Below are 25,066 nucleotides of genomic sequence, written 5' to 3' on the forward strand. Positions count from 1 at the left end.
AAATATATTTAAATTCTACTATTTTTCTAATTCAACTGCCGCTAAAATAAAAGGACCTAATCCATGCGAATTATCTACTTTTATTTTTTCGCTTATATAATATTCATAAGAACCATCTCGATAAGGATTTCCTCCTAACCCTGCACTAGCACAAACTTGAGTAATATGTATTTCTCCGTCGGGATCTACTGTAACAAGTTGTTTTGTTATTCCGTCAAATCCTTTTTCTGCTAACTTTTTATAGCTTTTTGGCAAATAACCTTTCTTTACTCCTTTTGCGAATGCGTAAACAAACATTTCAGAACCTGATGCTTCAAGATAATTTCCTTTTCTATTTCCAGCATCTGTAACTTGATACCATAGTCCTGATTTATCTTGATATTTTGCAACAGCTATCGAAATTTCATTCAAATACTGGATAAGTTCTTTTCTTTTCGGATGTTCTTTTGGCATAAAGTCTAAAACATCTACTAAAGCCATCATGTACCAGCCTATAGATCTAGACCAAAAATGAGGAGATGTTCCCGTTTCTTTATTTGCCCAATCCATTTTTTTACTTTCATCCCAAGCATGAAAAAGAAGACCCGTGTTTTGGTCCAAAGTATGCTGGTGAATCAGCTCAAATTGCTTAGCAATATCATCGAAACTTTTTCCTTGCTCAAATTCAGCTGTATATTGTGCATAAAAAGGAGTTCCCATATACAATCCATCCAGCCACATTTGATTTGGGTAAATCTTCTTGTGCGAAAACCCACCAGAATTTGTTCTTGGATGCGTTTCTAATTGTTTTCTTAAAAGCTGTAACGCTTTAAGATAACGGTCTTCTTTGGTTTGTTTATAAATTTCAAAAAGTCCTTTGCCAGCATTTATATAATCAATATTGTAATCTTCTAATTTGTAATTTAGAATATCGCCTGAATTACTTATCACTGTTTCGTAATACTCTTTAACATACTTATAATAAATCGGATTATGTGTTTTATTGTACAGAGTCTCAAAAGCAGTCATAATAAGACCGAGCTTATAATCCCATTTTGGTTTTTCGTTATGATCAATCTGCCAAGCTTTTGGGTCACGCTTCATAATAGAAAGAGCCATTCTTTCGGACCACTTCAAGTCTTTAGAGATAACCATTGTCTTTTCTTGAGCTATTGCATTCATAAATGAAAACAGTAGACTTATAATTAGAAACAGTAAACCAAAATATTTTTTCTTCTTATCCATTAAAAACTTTTATTTATCCAATTCGATTGCACTCAATAAAAAAGCTCCCAATCCTATTGCACCGTTTTCTTTTGTTTTAGAAAGTAGATAATAACTGTTTGTTCCATCTCGGAATGGTTTTCCGCCCAAACCTACATTTGATGAAACATTCAAAACATTTACTTCTCCTTTTTTATCTACTTTCACAAATTCGTTTACAAAACTGTCAAATGATTTCTTGGCTGTTGTTTTGTAGCTTGAAGCCAAATAACCTTTGTTGGCTCCTTTTGCAAAAGCATAAATAATCATTCCAGAAGCTGATGGCTCTACGTAATTTCCATACAATTCTGGTTTATCGGCTACTTGATACCAAAGTTCTGTTTCGCTTTTGTATTGATTTACGTTTTTGGCAATCTGATTCAAATAACCCACCAAAACTTTATGTTTTGGATGCGATTTCGGAAAATAATCTAGCGTTTCAACCAAAGCTACCATGTACCATCCAATTCCCCTTCCCCAAATTGTAGGCGAAGTTCCTGTCTGTTTATCTGCCCACGCAATCTCTTTACTTTCATCCCACGCTTGGTAAACCAAACCTGTTTTTTGATCTACAATATGATTCTGAACCAATTCAAATTGTTTAGCAATATCATCTAGACTTTTTCCTTTTTCGTACTTAACAGTAAACTCCGCATAAAAAGGTTCTGCCATATACAAACCGTCAATCCACATTTGATTTGGATAAATCTGTTTGTGCCAAAATCCTCCGCTTGGGGTTCTCGGCTGACTTTCTAACTGATTTCGAAGCTGTCCAATAATCTGCAGATAGCGAGAATCTTTTGTTATATCATATAAATGAAACAGCAGTTTTCCTGGATTTAAACAATCAATATTATATTCTTTAATATTATATTTTTTGATGCTTCCCGTACTGTCAATCATTCCATCAACATATTCTTTGATGTAATTAAGGTATTTTTTATTGTTTGTTTTTTGATATAATTTTTCAAACCCCGACAATACAAAACCCATTTTATAATCCCATTTTGGTTTTTCATTTCCGTCAAGCTGCCAAGCATTCGGATATTTATTTAAAATAGAAAGCGCTGTTCGTTCCGACCATTTTAAGTCGTAAGGAATAATATTGTTTTCTGTAACTACTTGATTTTGTGCATTGACTTTATTTCCAAAAATCAACAGTAAAACCAGAATGTTTCCAAAAATGAGCTTTGTCCAAAGAGATTTACGCATAAAATTACATTTTACCTTTTTTGTTCAGTATTTCTAATTGTTTGTCTAAATATTGTGCAAATTCTTCTTTTGTTTTGATTCCGTTTACCTCTTGTTCCCAAGCACCTAAAAGATAAAAAGTGACTGCTTTTGTAGTGGGTTTAAAAACTAAAAGATAATCTAAATCTGTATCTGCAATATTTTCGATAGTACTAATTTCATAAAAAATTGCCATTCCTAACTTGTCTGGAACCAAAGATTGTTCTCCGTAAGTTGCCAAATATGCCCATTTTTTATTTTTACTTTCTTTTTTAAGCAATTCAGCCGTTTTTGTCTTTACAATTCCTGTACAGATTCCTTGTATTGCTTGCGAAGCTTTAATTGTATGTTGCGTATACAACTGATCTGGTTTGATTGTCAATTCTGAAACAAAGTTTATTTTGTCTGACGCTGTTTTCCATCCATAGTAATTTACTTTTACTGTAGATTCGTTCGACTTATTAGCCACTGTCGCAATTGTTGAATCTACTTCACGGAAATGTAATTTTTCGCTGTTTAAGTAACGGTCGATAGAACCAATTCCGATTCCTTTTCCAGCTTTTAAGATATCAGCTCCCCAATCGCTCATATTATGATAAGAATCAAATCCGTCTTGCCCTACAATTGGAAGAATATTCTCTGAAGTCTTTTTTCCGAAGATATCAATAGCATTTCTCCAGTCTAAGTACAAACGATATCCAATTCTGTTATTTTCCCATCCTGGCCCTTCGTAACGAATGTCGAAAGAGTGATCTGTATGCTCAGGAGCCAATTTTAATCGGTCCACATTTTTAAAAACAGTTCCGCCTTTATACTTTCTTCCTTCCCATTTTCCATCTGTTTTTGCTGATATTTCGGCGTAAGTTTTGTTTGTCTTAATATCGTATTTCTGCGCATTTATGGCAGTTAAACCCGCGAAAAATAAAATTGCTGTGGTGATTTTTGCTTTCATTTCTTTATTCTAAATTATTTAAAAATTTTATCTAAAAATCGTACGCTGTACGTGATTGTTTGTGTAAACCAAGGATCGTAAAACCAAAATGAATGTGGCGAATCTGGAATGGTCTGTACTTCATTGTAGATTTTGTAATTGTTCAAAATCTGAATCATGTCATCTCTTCCGGCATGAAATCTCGGGACACTGCTGCAGATGTATAATACGGGTGGCGTATTTTTGTCTGTATGACTTAGTGCCGAAGCATTTTTCCAGTTTTCTGGTATTTCATCTGATTTTCCTCCTAACCAAAATGCCGCCATATCTCCTTCTGATGATTCTGGATGCTTGAATGCCAAAACTCCGTCAACATCTATTATGGCGTGGACTTTTGAAGAAGAATGACTTTTAAAATTTTGATCCTCAAAAAGCGGATTATTATTTGTTGTACCAATCAAAGCTGCCATTTGCCCTCCCGAAGAACAGCCTAAAACCGCAATTTTGTTTGGATCTACATTAAATTTTGCCGCATTGTCTTTAATAAATTTTATCGCATTCTTGACATCAATAACACCTTTAGGATATTTTGCTTCTAATGATAATCTGTATTCGATTGCAAAACAAGAATAGCCTTTTGCTGCAATTTCTTTCCCTATAAACTGCATCTGGTTTTTGTTTCCTGATCTCCAACCTCCGCCGTGAATCATAATCACTGCCGGATTTTTTTTGTTTTTTGTGTTGATAAAAGCATCAAAATGCAAAACACGATCTTGTTCTTTATTGTAAACTAGATCAAACATTTCTTTGACATTTGGATTTGCTTTTATTTCTGGAATTGTAATAAACGGATGCTTCTTAATTAATTTAGCATAAGTACTTTTTATCGTATACGATGTATCTACTTGGTACTGCTGGCTTTGCATTACAAGGATATTAAAAAACAACACTAAGATTAATTTAAATTTCTGCATTTTTAATCTTTACTTTTTAGTTAAGAAAGGAGTTCGACCTATAGTCAAACTCCTTTTTAACTACTTCAAAAAACATAGTTCTCAAAAAACTAACAAATTACTAATAACCAGGATTTTGAGGAAAATCTTTATTCTGATTCAAATCTAAAGCTGATTGTGGAATTGGTCTTAAAATTTTAAGTTTACCATCTACACCAATAAAATTTGCTTCTTTTATTTTATAATTATGAGCTGAAGCTCTTGCAACCAATGTTCCTGTACGTTTTAAGTCGAACCAGCGTTTGTATTCTCCTAATAGTTCGCGTCCTCGTTCGTCTAAGATATAGTCGATGTTAAATTGAGCTAAAGTTGCATTGGCAACACCTGCTCTTCTTCTTACTTCGTTTAAGCGGTCTAGTCCTGTTCCTGGATTTCCAGCTTTTAGATAGGCTTCGGCAGCAACAAGATAAGTTTCTCCCAATCTTGCTACAATGATATCTCTTGTACTAACTGGTCCTGTACTTGATGGAGTTGTTGGATTTGCATCATCAAATTTCTTAACTGGAATAGTATAACAGTCTAAGTTTTTAATTAATGTATGTGCTGCAGAATATTCTCCCCAAGGATGATAAACAAATGTTGAAGCTAACCTAGAAGCATTTGTTGTCATATAAGCTGCTTTATCTGCAGGTGTAAACCATTTTGGCTCGTAAAAATGTCTAACTTTTAAAGTAGCTGGATTTGAACTTCTGTAGTATGGATAATATAAAATAGTTTTTGTAACTCCGTTTGTTGTTTCAGGTCCTTCTAAAATTTCGGTCATGAAAGTAGCATTCCATCTTGCATCACCTTTTTCGTACAATCCTAAAGCATAATCAGTTGGACACAAATTATAACTTCTTAATGGGGCACCTGTTTCTGCACCTCCTAAATAAGAACTAAAATAGTAGAACTGATTGTTACCCAGTTTTGTTGGATCTGTACTAGTAGAAGCTTTATCGTATTGTACAGAAAAAATAGTTTCTGCATTTAAATCGTTATCACCACTTGCAGTTGTAACAAATAATTGATTAAAAGGAATGTTTAATCCTTGCCCTGCAATTGCTGCATCGGCATAAGCTGCCGCTTTAGAAAAATCATCTGCTTTCGCAAAAGTTTCATACCCTCTCGTTAAATAAACTTTTGCCAATAAATCATTTACTGCTCTTTTATTTACTCTTCCAGTAGTACCATAAGCCGTAGTTCCAACATTAGCTAAAGCAAAATCTAAATCTGCAATGATTTGTGTATATACTTCTTCGGCAGTATTTCTTGTAAAAGATAAAACTGGAGTAGTAATATTATCCAAAACAATTGGCACACCACCATACGTCTGCACTAATAAAAAATAAGCATTTGCTCTTAAATAACGCGCTTCGCCAACAAGTGTGTTTAAATTTGGTGTCTGTTCTGTAATTGTAGAATAATATACAGTCTTATTTACCGCTTGAATCTGCTGGTAACATGAATTGTATAAATCTCCAACATTATCTGACGAAGGAATTAAAAGCGCATATTGGCTTAATCCTGCTGGTTCTGGAGTTCTTCCTTCAGCATACATATCGGTTCCTGCTTCAAAAAGCCACGGATTTCCTCCATAAATTCCTTTTAGCCAAGCATAGTTTGTGTTAACCAATAACTGAAATCCAGATGCTGTTTTATAAGTCGCATCTGCTGGTACGTAAGAACGGCTATCTTCTTCAATATAATCACTGCAAGAACTTACAGCTGCAGCGATTATTCCTATCATTACTAATATTTTTTTCATTTGAATATCTTTATTAAAATTTAACACTTAATCCCAATTGTGTAGTTACTGCCGCTGGACGGTTTACTCCAAAAGGAGAAGCTGCCCATTCTGGATCGTAACCATCAAAATTTGTAAACACAAATGGATCTAGAACGTTTACATAAATTCTGAAATTAGAAATTTTTAGTTTTTTCAATAATTCAGAATCTAAAGTGTAACCTAAAGATATATTTTTAATTTTCACGTAAGAAACATCTCTATAGTACCCAAAAAGAGAAGTCCAATAGGCTCCTGCTCCCGTTGCAACAGGACCTGGTCTTGGGTTTGTAGTATTGGCATTAGCCTCGATTCCTGCACCATTTGTTGGAATGAAATAATCCATTGCTAATTTTTGGCGTCCTCTATCGCTTACATCGGCAAAGTTTTGGTGGAAAGTACTTAAAACAGTTTGCCCTTGACTTGTTAAGACTGAAAAATTAAAATCAAATTGTCCGACAACTAATTTAGAATATAAACTTCCTTGCCATTCTGGATTTGGGTTTCCAATTACCGTTCTATCATCTTGATTAAATTTACCATCTCCGTTTAAATCTTTTGGTCTTGCTTGACCAGGAGCCATTCCGTAAGATGCTGCCTGAGCCGCTTCGCTTTCTTGCCAAACTCCATCGTAAACATAATTGTAATTTGGGTTTAATGGCGCACCAAGTATTAATTTGTTTCCAATATCACTTACTTTGTCCTGATTGTAAATTGACTCTAATTTATTTACGTTTTTAGTAAAAGTAAAAGTCGTTTCCCAAGTTACTTTTCCAGACTTAATGTTTTTTGTAGTCAATAAAGCTTCTATACCTTTATTGCTAACAGATCCAACATTTGCAAACGTATTTTTCCAACCTGTCTCAGCTGGCAATTGCTGTTTGTAAATCAAATTATCTGATAATCTGTCGTATACATCTACACTACCTGTAATTCTATTTTTTAAGAATCCAAAATCAAGACCCAAGTTGTATTCTCTCGTTTTTTCCCAAGTCAAATTTGGATTTGCCAAATTCTCTGACTGCCAACCTGGAACAACGTTTGAACCCATTGCATAAAAAGTCTGCTGATTTAATAATGCTTGCGAAGTATATGGCGCAACATTATCATTTCCTGTATAACCAATACTAGCACGCAATTTTAAATCTGAAACAACAGAACTGTTTGCTAAAAATGATTCTTTACTAAGTTTCCATCCTAAGGCTAATGATGGGAAGCTTTCCCATTTGTTGCCTTCAGATAAAACAGACGAACCATCCCATCTTGTAGAAGCGGTAACCAAATATTTGTCTTTAAATGCATAGTTTAAACGTACTGCGTACGAGTTTAAAGTATTTTTAGCATAAGCAGATTTTATTACATAGCTCGTTTGTGCACCAGACCCCATATTATCTGTTCCAACATCAAAAGGCTGATTATTAGAATACATATAAGAGTTTTCATCTGTATTGGAATACAAACTTTGCAATAATAATACGCTAACATCATGCACTTCATTAAAAGTATGTTTCAAATCAATTTGATTGTCCCAAGTATAATTGAAGTTGTCTGAACTTTCTAAAGTCGCAGAATTTTTTCCGTTTAAAGTTACCCCTGCATTTGTTTGTGCTGTGTAAGAAGAAGAATCTCTACTATTCATAATTCCTGCCGCAAAAGTGGTTTTAAACGAAAGCCATTTTAGAGGCTGATACTGAAAATAGGCATTTCCTACAGTCTGCCATGTTTTTTCTGTTTGAGAAGAATTCGCAATCTCCATTAACGGATTGACTGTAGACGTTTTATTGATTGCCCAAGAGCCATCAGGATAAGTCAATTTTCCAGGCAAGAAAAACAAAGTTCCCACTTGCTCATTTCCTTTTGCGTCAACAGCCCATGGAGACATTAACGGACTTAATCTAAACGCATCTTGCATTGCTAAATCACTTCCTAATTGGTTATCTAATCTAGCAATTGTAACGTTTACTCCTGTAGAAAATTTGTCGTTTATTTTATGATTCAATCCTAATTTAAAAGAGTATTTATCTGTTGCGTCATTTTCAATAAGACCACGATCACTCTGGATTCCAAATCCTAAGTTATAGCTTAAACCTGAATCTGAACGTCCAGAAATATTTAAATAATTATTCTCTGTCATCCCTGATTTAAGTACAGCATCGTACCAATCAAAATTGTAACCGCTGTTTGCACGAGAAACCAATAATGGGCTTTGGTTACCTGCCAAAGCTGCCAACTGTGCCGGAGTTTGTGTTTGAGGTGTTGCACTCATATAAGCAACTTGATGAAATTTCCACCATTCTTCTCCTGTCATCATTTTTGGTAATCTTGTAGCAATTTTATTTCCGTAAGAAGTATCAAAAGTTACACTAATTCCTGCTTTTGCACTAGTTCCACTTTTTGTTGTTACAATGATAACCCCGTTTGATCCTCTAGAACCGTAAATTGCAGCAGAAGAAGCATCTTTTAAAACGTCCATTCTGGCAATATCCTGAGGATTTAAGAAATCAATTCCATCCATTGGCACACCATCTACAACGTATAAAGGTGAAGATCCTACCACACTTGGATTATTTGAATCTGCAATTAGGGAATTATTTCCTCTAATTACTACTTTAAATCCGTCTCCCGCACGTCCTGATGAAGATGAAATCTGAACCCCTGGCGTACTACCTTGAATAGCTTCTAATGGATTGATTGTATTTCTTTCTGTGATAGTAGCAGCACTAATGGTACTAACAGATCCTGTAAGATCTGTCTTTTTTACAGAACCGTATCCAACAACAACAACTTCTGTTAATGCGTTTGATTGTTCTGCTAAACTTACATTGATTTTAGTTTTTCCAGCAACACTTACTTCTTGTGTCTGAAATCCTAAATAGCTAATTATTAAGGTAGCTTTACTATTTGATACGTTAATTTTGAAACTTCCTTCAAAATCTGTCGAAGTTCCGTTTTTAGCTCCCTTTTCATTAATGTTTACCCCTGGCAGCGACATACCTGTAGCGTCGGTAATCTTCCCTTCAATTGTTGTTGACTGTGCATATATAGAACTGCACAGCAAAAAATTCAGGAAAAAGAAAAATACAAAGTACTTATCTTTTTTCTCAGATAATTGTTTAATACTCATGTGGTTTAAAGTTTGGTTAATTGATAGTGTTTAGTTGTTAATAGATTCTACTTTTTTCTCATTGATATAGGTATTTATAAAATTTATGTTTTTTACGTTTTTTAATAAATAGACAGAATCTACCTTTTGGATTTTTACATTTTTCAGCGTAATATTCTCAACTGGAGATTCCTGATAACCTTCTGCCCAAACGCTGTATTTACCACCGTTTTTTACAGTAACATTCTCTAAGCTTACATTTCTAATTACTGGAATAAAGTTTCCTGTCTGAGATCCGTATACATTATAAAACATGTTTAGTTTTAAAACACATTCTTTTACAGTTCCCACTTCTAGATTTCGCACATAAATATTTTCGATAACTCCTCCTCTTTTCGAATTGGTTTTGATACGAATGGCACGGTCCAAATTCGGACTGTCCATGACACAGTTTTCTACAAAAACATTATTTACGCCTGCTGAAATTTCGCTTCCAATTACAACACCGCCATGGCCATCGATCATTTTGCAGTTTTGTACAATGATATTTTTACTTGGTATTGCCACTCTTCTTCCGTCTCCGTCACGTCCCGCTTTAATAGCAATACAATCGTCACCAGTATTAAAAGTGCAGTTTTTGATTAGAATATTTTGCGAATATTCAGGATCGCAGCCATCATTGTTCGGACCATGGCTATTGACCGTTACGCCGTCAATAATCATATTGTTTGTTTTAATTGGATGCAAAATCCAAAATGGAGAATTGATTATGGTAATATCTTTTACCAAAGCCGTATTGCATTCAAAAAACTCAATAAAATTGGGTCTTAAATAACGTCCTTCTCCGAAAACTCTTTCAGAAACTGGAATTCCTTTTTCTGCCATATCAACCAAAACTTCACGATTCGTAGGATCATTTTGAGACGGAATACCTTTCTTCCATCCATAACCTTTTCCACCAGACCAAATCCACCAGTTGGTGCTGTCTGCCTGACCGTTTAAAGTTCCTTTTCCAGTAATTGCAATATTGGTTTTATTCTTTGCATAAATAAGCGGAGAATAATTCATTAATTCTGTTCCTTCCCACGAAGTATGAACAATAGGATAATCTTTTGGATTTAAACTAAAAAGAATCTCGGCGTGATCTTCTAAATGCAGGTTGACATTATTCTCTAAATGAATTGCTCCCGTTAGAAATTTTCCGTTTGGAACTAAAACCTGCCCTCCGCCATTTGCCGTACACTCTTTGATTGCTTTCTGAAAAGCTAAAGTGTTTAATGTTTTTCCATCTGCAACAGCTCCGAAATCTTTTATATTATAAACTTTATCTGCAAAATGAGTCTGAGGGATGCTTTTTATAACTAAATCCATTCTTTGCCACGGATTTTCTGAAGAAAGAGATGAAGAATGTTTCGCACACGACGAAATCAACAGCGTCAAAGCGACTAAAAAAAGAATCTTTTTTATTGTGACTATCTTATTTGTAATCATTTGCACAGATTTTTCTTGTTTTAATACCAAAAACCTCAGAATTGATGTAATCGATTACACGAAAGTAGAAAAATAGTTCTGACACACCAAATTAATTTAGAAAAAAATTATATATTTAATTTTTATTACAAATTTTAATTACATTTAATGCAAAAATTTAGATAATTTATTATCATTGTAAAACCTAAAACGTTTGAGTTTTAAATTATGGTAATCGATAACAATATTTATTGTGTAATGAAAAAAAATGTACTTTTGTTTAAAAATAATTCGATAAACTTTTTTTGAATGAGTGAAAAAGTAACTATTTACGATATTGCTGAAAAATTAAACATCACAGCTGCAACTGTTTCCAGAGCGTTAAACAATAATCCTAAAATAAAGGAAGCGACGCGAGAGTTGGTTATCAAAACTGCTGCTGCGATGAACTATAAGCAAAACAAACTTGCTTTAGCTTTAAAAAGCGGTCGAAGTAATAATATCGGAGTTATTGTTCCGCGTATTGACAGCAATTTTTTCGCGTCGGTAATTCGAGGAATCGAAGAAGAGCTTTATCCTCACGGCTATCAGGTTATTATTTGCCAGACCCATGAAAGCATTAAAAGAGAAAACGAAAACCTTCACACACTGGTAGATGCACAAGTAGACGGAATTATGATGTCGGTTACTGGCATTTCAGATGAAAATGACAGTGCATTCAGAAATGTATTAGAAAAAAATGTGCCGTTGATCTTTTTTGATAGAAGCAAACACATTGATGGCGTAAGTTCTGTAACCATTAATGACTTTAAAGGTGGTTATCTTGCAACTAAACACTTAATTGATGAAGGCTGTAGAAATATTGCTCATTTCTCTGGAGATCAATCATTGGACATCTTTAAAAATCGTTTTTTAGGCTACAAACAAGCTTTAATAGACAATGGAATAGAGTTTAATGAAAAATATGTAATCTATACCAAAAGTGCCGTCGATGCCGGAAAAGAAGCTGTTGATAAACTTTTACAATTAGAAACTCCTCCAGATGCCATATTTTCTTCGAGTGATTTTGCTGCTTTAGGAGCAATACAAGAGTTAAAAGAACGAAATATCAGTATTCCGAGTGAGTTTTGTGTTGCGGGTTTCAGTAACGAACCTTTTACCAAATTCATGGAATTATCGATTACCTCTGTAGATCAGTCACCATTAGAAATGGGAAGAATGTCTGCGCGTGTTTTCTTAGAACAAGTAGACAAAACAGATACTATTAAAATAGAAAAGAAAGTTGTTCTTGCACCAGAATTGCATATTCGTAAATCTTCGACAAGAACTAATTTTTAATTTTTTTTCACTATATAAATTATATAAGCTCATTTTAGAATGGGCTTTTTTTATGCGAGGCTTCGGAGAAACAAAATATTTATAGCAAAGAATAAAGATTCACACGATCAAGCAGAGGGGCGTTATATTTTTTCTACAGCCTAGATTTATGTCGCTCCTCTGGAGCTTCTTTTACCTGTCATATTGTAATTCTATAAATATTTTGCTCCGCTGGAGCTTTCTCTAGAAAAAAAAAGATGTACTGTAAGTCTCTACGGATAAACCTAACAAAAAAAAGACGCACTATATTGTGCGTCTTCTATATAAACCTTTGTCACTTTGCTCCTTAGAACCTTAGTACCTAAAAATTTAAAGCGATACCCCTCTTTTCCAAGGAATAAAATCGTTCTGATTTAATATTGCAGCTTTAGTTTTAATGTTACCGCTGGCAACATCAATAATAAATTCTAACATTTCGTCGGCCATTTCATCAATTGATTTTTCTCCAGTGATAATTCCACCAGTATCAATATCGATAATATCAGACATTTTATTTGCTAACTGCGTGTTTGATGAAATCTTTACAACTGGTGCAATTGGGTTTCCTGTCGGAGTTCCTAAACCTGTTGTAAACAATACCATATTGGCTCCAGAACCAACCATTGCAGTTGTACATTCTACATCGTTTCCAGGAGTACATAACAATGTAAAGCCTGGTTCATTAATATATTCTCCATAATCGTAAACGCCTACAATTGGTGAAGTCCCTCCTTTTTTAGCTGCACCAGCCGATTTCATTGCATCTGTAATTAAACCGTCTTTGATGTTACCTGGAGACGGATTCATATCAAATCCTGAACCTGCATCTACAACTGTTTTTTCGTACCATTGCATTAAATCTAAGAAACGTTTTCCATCTTTATCATCTATACAACGGTTTACTAATTCCTGTTCTACTCCACATAATTCAGGAAATTCAGAAAGAATTGTAGTTCCTCCTAAAGCAACTAAATGATCCGACAATACTCCCAACGTTGGGTTTGCAGAAATTCCAGAAAATCCGTCAGATCCACCGCATTCTAAACCAATTCTTAGTTTAGATAATGGAGCTGGCTCTCTCTTAATTTCGTTTGCCTTTTTAATGGCTTCAAAAGTATCTTTTACTACACTGCTCAACATCGTTTCAATTGTCCCGATAGACTGCTGATCGTAAATCAAAACAGGCTTTTTACTGTTTGGATTAATAGCATCTAAAGCTTCCTTGAAAATTGAAATTTGAAGATTCTGGCATCCTAAACTCAATACCGTTGCTCCAGCCACGTTTGGATTGTTTACATAACCAGCCAAAAGCTTCGCTAAACTGTGAGAATCTTGACGAATTCCACCACATCCACCTTGGTGCGTAATGAATTTCACTTCAATATTATTGAACAAGTTAGCATCGTTTGAAGCTTCTTGATTTCCTGCTCCTCCAGTTTCTGATTTCACCAAAGAACGCAACAACAACTGATAATCGTTCTCTTTAGGTTTCATCAATTCTTTCTCAAAAATATCTTTTAGGATTTCGATGTTTCTGTTTTCACAAAAAACCAATGGAAAAAACAACCACACATTTTCTGTTCCAACCTGTCCATCTTCTCTGTGATAGCCCTGCCACGTTCTATCTTTCCATTTATCAATATTAGGAGCATTCCAGCCAATAGTTTCTGTTTTGCCTGTAACTTTATCACTTTCGTGTTTTACGTTTAAAGTAGAAAGCAATCCTCCTTTTTCGATTCTTGCACTTGCTTTTCCTACTAAAACACCATACATAATGATTCTGTCCCCTACATTAAAAGGAACCATTGCAATCTTATGTTTCATTTTCACATCAGACTCTACTGTAATTGATTGTCCTTCAAAATCAATCACATCGCCTGCAGTAAGATCCACCAAAGCAACCGCAACATTGTCGGTTGGGTGAACTTTTATTAATTTTTTCTGCGTTGCCATAATTAACCTTTGTTCTTTGTTCTTTTTGTGTTTTTCCTTATTTTATTCTTTCTTGAAACTTAGCAAAACCAGCTTCAATTCCGTTTGAATCTATTTCTTCCAAAGCAATTGTAATTGCTCTTGTTAATCCAGGAATTTCAGTTAAATCCTCATCCCAGAAACCTTTGTTTTGTAATGTCAAACGAGCGATTTTCTCGTAATCATCAGACTTCCAAAGTCCGTTAAAGAAAGCGGTAATATCTTCACCATCTTTAACCGGTAAACTTTGACCATTCCACGTTCCTTTGTAGAAACGAATTAAACTCGCTAATGAAAAAGTCAAATTAACAGGCAATTTTTGGTTAGCCTTATAATATCCTAATAAACTAGGCAAAACTCTTACTTTGAATTTCGATACAGAATTTAATGCAATATCAGCAAGCGCATGTTTGATAAATGGATTTTTAAATCGGTCCATTACTTCCTCAGAATAGGCCGTAATTTCATTTTTGTCCATATCAAGAGTTTCACTAATTTCACTAATAACGCTGTTTACAAATTTTCCAGTAAAGTCTCCGTTAACAGTTTCCATTACTAATTTATTACCATGTAAAAGTGAAAAAGGAACCATTGCCGTGTGCGCACCGTTTAAAATACGAACTTTAATCATTTTAAAAGGACGTATATCATCAACGATTTTTACATTCAAGTCTGTTTTATGAAATGGCAATTTTGCTTTTAAATCATCTCCGCCTTCAATAGCCCAAAGGAAAAAAGGTTCAGCAGCAACGATTAAATTGTCCTCATAATCTAATTTATTATTGTACTCTTCAATTTCAGCTCTTGGATATCCAGGAACGATTCTGTCAACCAAAGTACTATGATATGTACAAGCATCTGATACCCAAGTTTTAAATGCATCTTCTAATTTCCATAAATCAACATATTGCAAGATATATTTTTTCAGTGTCTCAGAGTTATAATCAATTAATTCACAAGGAATTATTGTAACTCCTTTAGAAGCATCTCCATTAAAATGTTTAAATCTTTCATATAATAAAACCGTCAATTTTGCAGGAAATGACACTGGCGGCTGCATGTCTGGAGTATCACTTTCAATAAATTCAATTCCAGCTTCTGTAGTATTAGAAACAATAAACTGAAGCTCTTCTTCTTTGGCTAAAGCCAAATAATTTGCAAATTCAGTATAAGGGTTTATCGTTTTTACAATATTGGTAATTAACTCAATATCTTGTATTTTTTCACCTTTTTTAATTCCGTTCATAAATAAGGTATAAAGACCGTCCTGATCATTAATCATATTTACCATACCGTCTTTCAAAGGCTGAACTATTGCAATACCGGCATTAAAATCAACTTCTTTATTTAGTTTGTCAAAAGCATAATCAACAAAGGCTCTTAAAAAGTTACCTTCTCCAAACTGAACCACCTTAATTGGCTGTAACTTTTCTAATCCTGTATTTATTCTATTTAATTTTTTCATTGTAAATTTTCTTTAATGCGTTATAAATAACCATTTATAAACCTTATCTCTTCATTTCTGCCTTTAAAATTGCAAAAGAAGCATCACACTCGATTGAGTAAAATAAAATCTGCTGTGAGGAATGGCGGATTCCATTTTTCAAGCGTAATGCTCTATTACAATCTCTAAAAATCTAAAAAAAACTTATAAAATAAGGAGTTCGGCATGATTACCCCTTAATCTATTTTCTAATATCTTTTATAATGTCAAGAACCTGTTTCACTTTTGCAGTTAATCCGTCGAAGTCTTTGTTGTCTAATATATCTTTTGAGATTAATTGCGAACCTAAACCAACGCAAGTTGCACCAGCATTCAGCCATGAACTTAAACTTTCTACCGTTGGATAAACGCCTCCAGTCGGCATAATGTTTGTCCACGGACATGGGCCTTTTATGGCTTTAATAAATTCTGGTCCGTAGGTATCAGCTGGAAATAATTTTACAATTTCACAGCCCAATTCTTCTGCTCTTGCAATTTCTGTCAAAGTACCACAGCCCGGAGACCAAAGCACTTTTCTACGGTTACAAGCTATAGCTATATCTTCTCTAAAAACCGGTGTTACAATAAAATTTGCTCCTAAACTCATGTATAACGAAGCCGAAGCTGCATCTGTAATAGAACCTACTCCTAAGATCATTCCTGGAAGTTCTGCTAAAGCATATTTGTTTAAGGCTCCGAAAACCTCGTGAGCAAAATCACCTCTGCTGGTAAATTCCATTAATCTGGAACCACCGTCATAACAGGCTTTTAAAACTTTCTTACTCAACTCAATATCAGAATGAAAAAACAACGGAACCATACCATTATCTTTCATTGTCTGAGCTACTTCAATTCTTGAATATTTTGCCATTTTTATTTAAAATTATCTTGATACTAATGCAGAACCATCACCATCAATCATATTTTCAACTTCTTTTAAAGTAACCAAGTTATAATCTCCAGCAATTGTATGTTTCAAACAACAAGCGGCAACTGCAAAATCTAAAGCTCTTTGGTTATTATTATATTCCAACAAACCGTAGATTAATCCGCCCATAAAGGCATCTCCGCTTCCAACACGGTCTACAACTGGAGTAACTTCTTTAACTGCTGCACTGTAAATTGCTTTTCCGTCGTATAAAATTCCGCCGATTCTCTGGTGAGAAGCACTAACAGAGTAACGCAGTGTTGTTGCCGCCACCTTCAGGCTCGGAATCAATTCAAACAATTTATCGTATACTGCTGGAAGTGATTTTTCATCCTGATAATTCGGATTTACTTTTGGGATTCCCAACATAAAATATGCTGTATCGATATCTCCTAAAATCACATTGCTGTATTTTAGCATTTCTGGCATTACCTCGCTTGGCGTTTTACCATATTGCCAAAGTTTTGATCTGTAATTTAAATCACATGAGATTTTAACTCCTAATTTATGAGCGACTTTAATCGCTTCTAAACAAGCTTCTGCTGCACTTTCTGAAATCGCTGGTGTAATACCGCTCCAGTGAAACCATTCAGCTCCTTCCAGCACTTTTTCCCAGTCGACCTGTCCTTTTTGAATAGTTGACATGGCGCTGTGAGCACGATCATAAACGACATTGCTTCCACGAGTTCCTGCTCCAGTTTCTAAGAAATAGATTCCTAAACGCTCTCCTCCATAAACAATGTTTTTAGATTCGACATTCATTTTTCTGATTTCTTTTAATGCAGAGAAACCAATTTCATTTTCAGGCAGTCTGGTAACAAATTCAGCATTTACGCCATAATTAGCCAACGAAACACATACATTAAATTCTCCACCTCCATACGTAGCACCAAATGCTGTAGATTGTGAAAAACGCAAATGTCTTTCTGTCGATAAACGCAGCATGATTTCTCCAAATGCAACTACTCTACTCATAATTATATCTATTTTGCTACTCCCGATAACTCTCGGGATCGTGAACTTTGCGGTTAACTTTTAATTAAAATTTGAAATACTCTTTTGCATTGTTGTATGAAATATCAGCAACTAATTTACCGATCCATTCCATATCGTTTGGAAGTTCACCGCGTTTGATTTCGTCTCCCAAAAGGTTACATAAAATACGTCTGAAATATTCGTGTCTTGGGAATGATAGGAAACTTCTAGAATCTGTTAGCATACCAACAAAACAGCTAATTAAACCCATGTTTGAAAGCGCATTCAATTGTTTTGTCATTCCGTCTTTTTGATCTAAGAACCACCATCCTGAACCAAATTGTACTTTTCCGCGAACGCTTCCGTCGTTAAAGTTTCCAATCATTGTTGCCATAACTTCGTTATCAGCAGGATTCAGGTTATAAATAATCGTTTTAGTCAATTTATCTTTACTGTCTAATGCATTTAAAAAGCCTGACAATTTTTGAGCTTGAGGATAATCTCCAATTGAATCCCATCCGGTATCTGGGCCTAAGATTCTGTGCATACGTGCATTGTTGTTACGCAATGCTCCTAAGTGAAACTGCTGTACCCATCCAAATTCGTGGTACGTTTCGCATAAGAAAATTAAAACAGCACTTTGGAATTTCAATGCTTCTTCTGGAGACAATTCTCCGTTTTCTCTTTTCTTTTTGAAAATAGCATTGATTTCACTTTCTGTAAAGTTTTCGAAGTAAATCTGATCTAAACCATGATCACTCAATTTACATCCGTTTGCATTAAAGAATTCAATTCTTTTTCTTAATGCTGCAAGTAAATCAGCATAAGTGTTAATTGCAACTCCGGACACATCCCCTAATGTGTCCAGATATGCATTATATCCATCATTAGCAATTAAGATGGCTTTATCAGGTCTGAAAGCCGTACTCATTTTAATTCCAGTCGAATTGTTCGCGAATTTTTGGTGAAATTCTAACGAATCAATTGGATCTTCGGTAGTACAAACTAATTCAGCATTTACTTTTTTAAGAAGATTTTGCGTGCTATATGCTTGAGAATTTATTTTTTCAGAAGTTTCGATATAAATTTTCTCTGCAGATTTCTCATTCAACAAATCATATATATCGAAATAACGAGCTAATTCTAAATGCGTCCAATGATACAAAGGATTACGCATGGTGTACGGAACCGTTTTTCCCCAGTTTAAAAATTTATCCTTATCAGATCCATTTCCCGTTACAAACTGCTCGTTGATTCCTAATGTACGCATTGCACGCCATTTGTAATGATCACCGTTAATCCAAACTTGTGTTATATTATCAAAGATTTTATCTTCTGCAATAAATTGCGGATTTAGGTGATTATGGTAATCAATAATAGGCTGATTTTTAGAGTAATTGTGATAAAGCTCTTCAGCATATTTATTTTCTAATAAAAAATTATCGTGTATGAATGTCTGGCTCATGTCTTTTAAAATATAATTTGAAAATTATTCTTCGTTTGAAGGTTTTCCGATTGTTGCAAGGATTCCTCCATCAACATATAAAATGTGACCGTTTACAAAATCACTCGCTTTTGATGATAAAAATATCGCTGCTCCAGCCAAATCGCTTGGATCTCCCCATTTTGCTGCAGGCGTTCTGCTGATAATAAAATCATTAAAAGGATGCCCATCAACTCTAATTGGTTTTGTCTGTTCTGTAGCAAAATATCCAGGTCCGATTCCGTTAATCTGAACATTGTATTTTGCCCATTCTGTTGCCATGTTTTTAGTCAGCATTTTCAAACCTCCTTTTGCAGCAGCGTAAGCAGAAACCGTACTACGTCCTAATTCGCTCATCATAGAGCAAATGTTAATGATTTTCCCTTGTCTTCTTTCAATCATTCCTTTTGCAACATGCTTAGAAACAATAAATGGACTTACAAGATCAATATCAACTACTTCTCTGAAATCTGAAACTTCCATATCCAAAAGTGGAATTCTTTTAATAATTCCAGCATTATTGATTAAGATATCAATTGGTCCAACTTCACTTTCAATTTTCGCAACAGCTGCCTTAACTTCTTGTTCTTCGGTCACATTAAATTTGTAACCCACCGCATTTATGCCTTCACTTTTTAATTCTGCTACAGCATTATCAATTTTCTCTTGAGAAGAATTTCCGTTTACAACAATTGTTGCACCCGCCTGACCTAATCCTTTTGCCATTGCCATTCCCAGTCCGTGAGTACTTCCTGTAATAAGGGCAACTTTTCCTTTTATATCAAATAAGTTTGTCATTTTCTTATCTTAAATCAGTGATTTTACAAACATCCATATCCCCGTAATCTAAGTTTTCTCCCGCCATTCCCCAGATAAAAGTATAATTGCTGGTTCCAGAACCTGAGTGAATCGACCAAGGCGGAGAAATTACTGCTTGGTGATTGTTCATCCAGATATGTCTTGTTTCCTGTGGCTGTCCCATAAAATGGCAAACCGCTTGATCTTGAGGAATATCCAAATAGAAATACACTTCCATTCTACGATCGTGAACGTGCGCTGGCATTGTATTCCAAACACTTCCCGGTTTCAACTCTGTCATTCCCATCTGCAATTGGCAAGTAGTAACCACGCTGCCAATAATCATTTGGTTTACGGTACGGTGGTTTGCCGTTTCCATTGTTCCCAATTGCAATTTATTAGCTTCAGCTAAACTTACTTTCTTAGTAGGATAAGTGGTATGCGCCGGTGCAGAATTTAAATAGAATTTAGCAGGATTGTTTTTGTCGTCACTTTTAAAAACCACATCTTTATTTCCAGCTCCGATATACAAAGCATCTTTAAAACCTAACTCATAAGTTGTTCCTTCTACTACAACAGAACCGCTTCCTCCAACATTGATGATACCTAACTCTCGACGCTCTAAAAAATAAGGCGCTTTTAACGGGTCAATTGTTTCTAGAGTCAAATCGCCTTTTACAGGAACTGCAGAACCTGCAATGTATCTATCGTAATGTGAATAAACCAATACCACTTCATCTTCCTGCATTAAGTCATCAATTAAGAATTCTTCTCTCAATTGCTGTGTATCATACTTTTTTACTGCTTCAGGGCTTGACGCGTATCTTGAACTATATTTTGTCATAATTTTAAATTAATGTAATCGATTGCACAAAATTATATTTTTATATTTAAATAGCATAATTGAAACGAAAAAAATATTTCAATTCTGTTCATTTTTCTTTATAAATCAGTTATTGGGCTATATTTCGGAACCAATGATTTCATTACAATCCAACCCGTTAAGTAGCAAACAGCACAAATTGAGAAAATGATAAAATATCCAGCCTCAATTCCTTTGAATCCCATAAAGACCATATTGGTATCTTTTGCATAATCAAACAATACTCCAGATCCTTTATTAATCAATGTTGAACCCACACCACCTGCTAAACCTCCAATTCCTGTAATGGTTGCAATGGCTTTTTTAGGGAACATATCTCCTACAGTTGTAAAAATATTTGCCGACCAAGATTGGTGAGCCGCACCTGCAATTCCGATAATAATAACCGGAACCCAGTAACTGATATATCCTAAAGGCTGTGCGATTAAAGCTAATAATGGGAAAAATGCAAAAATTAGCATTGCTCTCATTCTTCCTTCGTATGGATTCATTCCTTTTTTCTCTACGAAATAAGTTGGAAGCCATCCTCCAATAATTGATAATAATGTAATCATGTAAAGCACAAACAAAGGAAGAGCAGCCTCTGTAGAATCCATTCCGTAAACAGAGCTTAAATAAGCTGGAGTCCAGAATAAAAAGAACCACCAAACACCATCTGTCATGAATTTACCGAATGCAAAAGCCCAAGTTTGTTTGTATTTAAAACATTCCATTAAAGAAACTTTTGAAGTCGTTTCTGGCACATAACCAACTAATTTGCTGTCGGCAATATCGTCTTGCTGAATATAAGCCAATTCTTCTGGTGTAACTTTGGAATGTTTCTCTGGCTTATCGTACATAAACATCCAAAATCCCATCCAGACAAATCCTAAAGCTCCAATGATGATGAAAGACATTTCCCAACCAAAAGATTTTGCAATAAACGGAATTGTAATTGGCGCCGCTAAAGCTCCAACTGTTGCTCCTGCATTGAAAATACTAGTTGCAAAAGCTCTGTCTTTTTTAGGAAAATATTCTGCTGTTGTTTTAATTGCCGCAGGAAAGTTTCCTGCTTCTCCAACTGCCAAAACGAAACGAGCAAAAATAAACAAAGCCACACTTACATTGATTACCAATGCTGTATCGCTTATTGTACCAATTATTTCTTTTGAACCATGAAAACCAACAAACCATTCTCCTGCAATAATTCCTGAAGTTGCAATACCGCAGAAAGCGTGAAGACAAGCTCCTACAGACCAAATTCCGATTGCCCAAAGAAATCCTTTTTTAGTATCCAACCAATCTACAAATCTTCCCGCAAACAATAATGACACTGCGTAAAAAATAGAAAATAAAGCGGTAATATTTCCGTAGTCGTTATTGGTCCAGTGGAATTCTGGCGCGATAAAATCGCTCCATGTTAACGAAAGTACTTGTCTATCCAAGTAATTGATTGTAGTTGCAAAAAACAGCAATGCACAAATACTCCAACGGTATTTTCCTGTAGTTTTAATGCCTTGATTTACTGCAACAGTTTCGGTTTGATTCATAGTAAGTGGGTATTATAGTTTTGTAATTTTTGGTCATCTTAAAAGACTGTGTTTACTGCTTTCTAAAAATATTAAAATCAATAAATTAACACCTTCAAAGAAAACAAATGTAATCGATTGCACAAATATAGTTTTTAATCTGTACAATCCAAATAATATTGTGTAAAAAATTATTTTAGCTTCTAAAATAAACATAATACATAAAAAAAAGAATACAAAATTACACATTAAACAATATATTTGTTAAAAGGTAGCGGGTGAAATTCATCCTTTTTAAGGGGTAAAATTGTCCTGAAATTTACAATTAAAAAAGTATTTCTTGTCAATTTTAATTAATTTAGGCCATCGGTTGCAATTTTTCGACGGAAAAACCTATACTATTACAAACCAAATAATTACAAACTAAATTGAAAACTACAAAAACACAATTTTCAAGAGGAATTACATTGAGCTTTCTTCTTTTTTCAGGGCTATTTTCTATGAGTGCACAAAATCAAGTGATCCCGTTATGGGATAAAATTCCAGATGAAGTAAAAGCAGGCAATTATAAAGAAAAACCAGAATTAAAAGACGGAAAAGTTCAAAGTACAAGCCAAGTCTCTATTCCTACTTTGAGTATTTTTATTCCAAAAGAAGCAAAACCAAATCAGACTGCAGTTGTAATTTGTCCGGGTGGCGGTTACACACATTTAGCTTTTGACAAAGAAGGGACAAAAGTCGCTGAATGGTTTAATAGTTTAGGGATTGCCGCATTTGTCTTAAAATACAGAATGCCGACTGATTTAACGATGAAAAACAAAAACGTTGGACCATTGCAAGATGCTCAGGAAGCCATTCGCTACGTAAGACAAAATGCAGCAAAATGGAATATTGATCCTAATAAAGTTGGAATTTTAGGTTTTTCTGCTGGAGGGCATTTGGCTTCAACGGCGTCAACTCATTATGATGATAAAATTTATGAATCTGCCTATAAAGTAAGCGCACGTCCTGATTTTTCTCTGCTGATTTATCCTGTAATTTCTATGGAAAATGAAATTACACATAAAGGTTCTCAAACCAATTTACTTGGAGAAAACCCTTCAAAAGAGTTAATAGATTCTTTTTCGAACGAAAAGAAAGTGACTTCTCAAACGCCTCCTACTTTCTTAATTCACGCTACAGATGATACTGTTGTTATACCAGAAAACAGCATTAATTACTATTTGGCGTTAAAGAAAAATGGAGTTTCAGCAGAGTTGCACATCTATGAAAAAGGCGGTCACGGATTTGGATTGGGTGTTGCGGACACTAGCAAATTTTGGACTAGAGATTGTGCGGAATGGCTAAAGTCAAACGGATATAATTAAAAACAGAAAGGCAAAACTTTTACAAGTTTTGCCTTTTATCAAAAAAAAAAAAAAAAAGGAATTATAGAAACCAATTTAATATGTTTAAGCAGTAATTTCTTGTTCTGCTGTATTTTTCAATTTAGGAGCGGGAATTGCTTTACTTGCTACTTTTGGTTTTGGAGCGGGTTTCTTTTTACCAAATTTCTGTTTTCCCCACCAGATAATAAATCCTGTAATTGGTAAACTGGCTGAAATTAAACTGGCCAAAAATGCAATAATTTTACCCGTAAGTCCAAGAACGCTTCCTACGTGAATATCATAATTCATACGTCGAATCTTGTCTGGAATATTGGCTTCGATATACTTTCCTGAAAAAGGAGTTTTAATCGAAATTTCCTTCAAGCTTTGCTGATCAAAACTATATCGGTCCATATTGTAAAAGGTGTTTTTTTGTTTGTAAACAAAGGCACCAATCGGATCCGCCGGTTTTCCTGGAATACTAATCATAATTCCGGCTGCCTGAGGATTTTCTTTTCTTAAATTCAATAAAACCTTATCGGCTGTTGTGATATTAAATGCTGCCACATTGGTTGTGTCAGATTTTGGAGACTCGCGGTTTTCAACCAAAGGTTTTCCGCCAGATGTCACCCAATATAAAGATTTACTCCACCATCCAAAACTCCATACTAAGCCCGTTACAGCAATAAAAAACAGGAAAATACAGCTGTAAAAACCGAATACATTATGCATGTCATAATTAACACGTTTAAAGCTGGCGTCCCATTTAATTTTAAAACTTTTATCTATAATGGATTTAATCCATTTTGTTGGCCACCATAAAACGATGCCTGAAATTAATAATACAACGAAAATTAAAACTGCAACCCCAACGATTGGTCTTCCAATATCATAAGGAAGCCATAATGCACGGTGTCCGTTTAAAATCCATCTGAAAAAATCTGGTGAATCTCCTCTAGAAAAAGTCTTCACATTTAATATTTCACCCGTATACGGATTCATATAAACACTTATAAAAGTACCGTTTCTTCTTCCTCCTTTGCCTTTCTTTTCCTTACCTTTTCCTTTTTCGCCAGGTTTTCCTTGAGGTTTCAGTTCAGATTTTGCCTTTTCTTTATTTTGGGCTAGCTCTTTTTTTCTTTCACCTCTTTTTTGTTCTCCTTTTTCACCTTCTTCTTTTTTCTCTACAAAATAACCTACAATCGCAGCTTCATCTTTTGCACCAAAAGTGACACTGGTAGCTTTTTTATCTTTCATTTTTTTATCTGCAATCGAAACCAATTGGGATGGCAGTAAAAATGCTTCTTTCTGAGGTTTTACAAAACGCCAGTCTTCTATAAAATCTTTTATTTCATTTTCGAAAACATAAATACAGCCTGTAAGACTGACAATAACTACAATAATTCCAGATGCCAAACCGAGCCACAAATGCAGCCAAGCCATGATGCGCTTAAAAAGCGACTTTTTACTTTTTTTCTTATTATTTGGTTTTGAAGAAGAAAACATAATTGGATAGATAAATAGGATAAATAAAAAAACCGCAAGTCCTCATCAAATAAG

18 protein-coding genes are annotated in these 25,066 nt (G+C 34.6%); 2 read left to right on the forward strand and 16 right to left on the reverse strand.

Going from position 1 to position 25,066, the window contains the following annotated elements; genetic code table 11:
• Positions 1-18: 18 nt before the first annotated feature.
• The 7 genes from M0M44_RS19965 to M0M44_RS19995 all read right to left on the reverse strand — a co-directional run bounded on the left by M0M44_RS19965 (position 19) and on the right by M0M44_RS19995 (position 10,775).
• Complete coding sequence (locus tag M0M44_RS19965) at positions 19-1,224, reverse strand: glycoside hydrolase family 88/105 protein (protein WP_248727287.1); 1,206 nt, start codon at positions 1,222-1,224, stop codon at positions 19-21.
• A gap of 9 nt (positions 1,225-1,233) precedes the next feature.
• Positions 1,234-2,454: a glycoside hydrolase family 88/105 protein gene (locus M0M44_RS19970; protein ID WP_248727288.1), complete on the reverse strand. Its 1,221-nt coding sequence runs from the start codon at positions 2,452-2,454 to the stop codon at positions 1,234-1,236.
• Positions 2,455-2,458: 4 nt separating this feature from the next.
• Positions 2,459-3,424 (reverse strand): DUF4861 family protein, encoded by a 966-nt coding sequence (locus tag M0M44_RS19975; protein WP_248727289.1) that lies wholly within the window; start codon positions 3,422-3,424, stop codon positions 2,459-2,461.
• Positions 3,425-3,438: 14 nt separating this feature from the next.
• Positions 3,439-4,377 (reverse strand): alpha/beta hydrolase, encoded by a 939-nt coding sequence (locus tag M0M44_RS19980; RefSeq protein WP_248727290.1) that lies wholly within the window; start codon positions 4,375-4,377, stop codon positions 3,439-3,441.
• A gap of 100 nt (positions 4,378-4,477) precedes the next feature.
• A complete protein-coding gene (locus tag M0M44_RS19985) occupies positions 4,478-6,163 on the reverse strand; it encodes a RagB/SusD family nutrient uptake outer membrane protein (RefSeq protein ID WP_248727291.1) in 1,686 nt (561 codons plus the stop codon).
• Positions 6,164-6,176: 13 nt separating this feature from the next.
• On the reverse strand, positions 6,177-9,305 hold the full coding sequence (locus M0M44_RS19990; RefSeq protein ID WP_248727292.1) for a SusC/RagA family TonB-linked outer membrane protein: 3,129 nt from the start codon (positions 9,303-9,305) through the stop codon (positions 6,177-6,179).
• A 30-nt stretch (positions 9,306-9,335) separates the two neighbouring features.
• Complete coding sequence (locus tag M0M44_RS19995; protein WP_248727293.1) at positions 9,336-10,775, reverse strand: glycoside hydrolase family 28 protein; 1,440 nt, start codon at positions 10,773-10,775, stop codon at positions 9,336-9,338.
• 288 nt (positions 10,776-11,063) lie between these two features.
• Between M0M44_RS19995 and M0M44_RS20000 the strand changes: the two genes are divergently transcribed.
• On the forward strand, positions 11,064-12,092 hold the full coding sequence (locus M0M44_RS20000) for a LacI family DNA-binding transcriptional regulator (RefSeq protein ID WP_248727294.1): 1,029 nt from the start codon (positions 11,064-11,066) through the stop codon (positions 12,090-12,092).
• Between the two features lie 348 nt (positions 12,093-12,440).
• Here M0M44_RS20000 and M0M44_RS20005 read toward each other — a convergent pair whose 3' ends face one another.
• The 8 genes from M0M44_RS20005 to M0M44_RS20040 form a co-directional block, all read right to left on the reverse strand.
• Entirely contained in the window at positions 12,441-14,063 is a 1,623-nt protein-coding gene (locus tag M0M44_RS20005; RefSeq protein WP_248727295.1) for a UxaA family hydrolase, read from the reverse strand.
• Between the two features lie 37 nt (positions 14,064-14,100).
• Positions 14,101-15,546, reverse strand: coding sequence for a tagaturonate reductase (locus tag M0M44_RS20010; RefSeq protein ID WP_248727296.1), 1,446 nt, complete (start codon positions 15,544-15,546; stop codon positions 14,101-14,103).
• 220 nt (positions 15,547-15,766) lie between these two features.
• Positions 15,767-16,435, reverse strand: coding sequence for a bifunctional 4-hydroxy-2-oxoglutarate aldolase/2-dehydro-3-deoxy-phosphogluconate aldolase (locus M0M44_RS20015; RefSeq protein ID WP_248727297.1), 669 nt, complete (start codon positions 16,433-16,435; stop codon positions 15,767-15,769).
• Positions 16,436-16,447: 12 nt separating this feature from the next.
• Positions 16,448-17,467: a sugar kinase gene (locus M0M44_RS20020; protein ID WP_248727298.1), complete on the reverse strand. Its 1,020-nt coding sequence runs from the start codon at positions 17,465-17,467 to the stop codon at positions 16,448-16,450.
• Between the two features lie 64 nt (positions 17,468-17,531).
• Positions 17,532-18,932, reverse strand: coding sequence for a glucuronate isomerase (gene uxaC, locus M0M44_RS20025; RefSeq protein ID WP_248727299.1), 1,401 nt, complete (start codon positions 18,930-18,932; stop codon positions 17,532-17,534).
• A gap of 24 nt (positions 18,933-18,956) precedes the next feature.
• The gene (locus tag M0M44_RS20030) at positions 18,957-19,748 is read right to left on the reverse strand and encodes a gluconate 5-dehydrogenase (RefSeq protein WP_248727300.1); all 792 of its coding nucleotides are present in this window, start codon (positions 19,746-19,748) and stop codon (positions 18,957-18,959) included.
• 4 nt (positions 19,749-19,752) lie between these two features.
• Positions 19,753-20,592, reverse strand: a complete 840-nt coding sequence (kduI, locus tag M0M44_RS20035; protein WP_248727301.1) for a 5-dehydro-4-deoxy-D-glucuronate isomerase — start codon at positions 20,590-20,592, stop codon at positions 19,753-19,755.
• Positions 20,593-20,690: 98 nt separating this feature from the next.
• Entirely contained in the window at positions 20,691-22,160 is a 1,470-nt protein-coding gene (locus M0M44_RS20040; RefSeq protein ID WP_248727302.1) for an MFS transporter, read from the reverse strand.
• Positions 22,161-22,567: 407 nt separating this feature from the next.
• Between M0M44_RS20040 and M0M44_RS20045 the strand changes: the two genes are divergently transcribed.
• A complete protein-coding gene (locus M0M44_RS20045) occupies positions 22,568-23,506 on the forward strand; it encodes an alpha/beta hydrolase (protein ID WP_248727303.1) in 939 nt (312 codons plus the stop codon).
• 84 nt (positions 23,507-23,590) lie between these two features.
• Here the strand turns inward: M0M44_RS20045 and M0M44_RS20050 are convergent, their stop codons facing one another.
• Positions 23,591-25,012: a PepSY-associated TM helix domain-containing protein gene (locus tag M0M44_RS20050; protein WP_248727304.1), complete on the reverse strand. Its 1,422-nt coding sequence runs from the start codon at positions 25,010-25,012 to the stop codon at positions 23,591-23,593.
• Positions 25,013-25,066 lie beyond the last annotated feature (54 nt).

Origin of the sequence: Flavobacterium humidisoli, assembly GCF_023272795.1 — a bacterium.
Taxonomy (GTDB): domain Bacteria; phylum Bacteroidota; class Bacteroidia; order Flavobacteriales; family Flavobacteriaceae; genus Flavobacterium; species Flavobacterium humidisoli.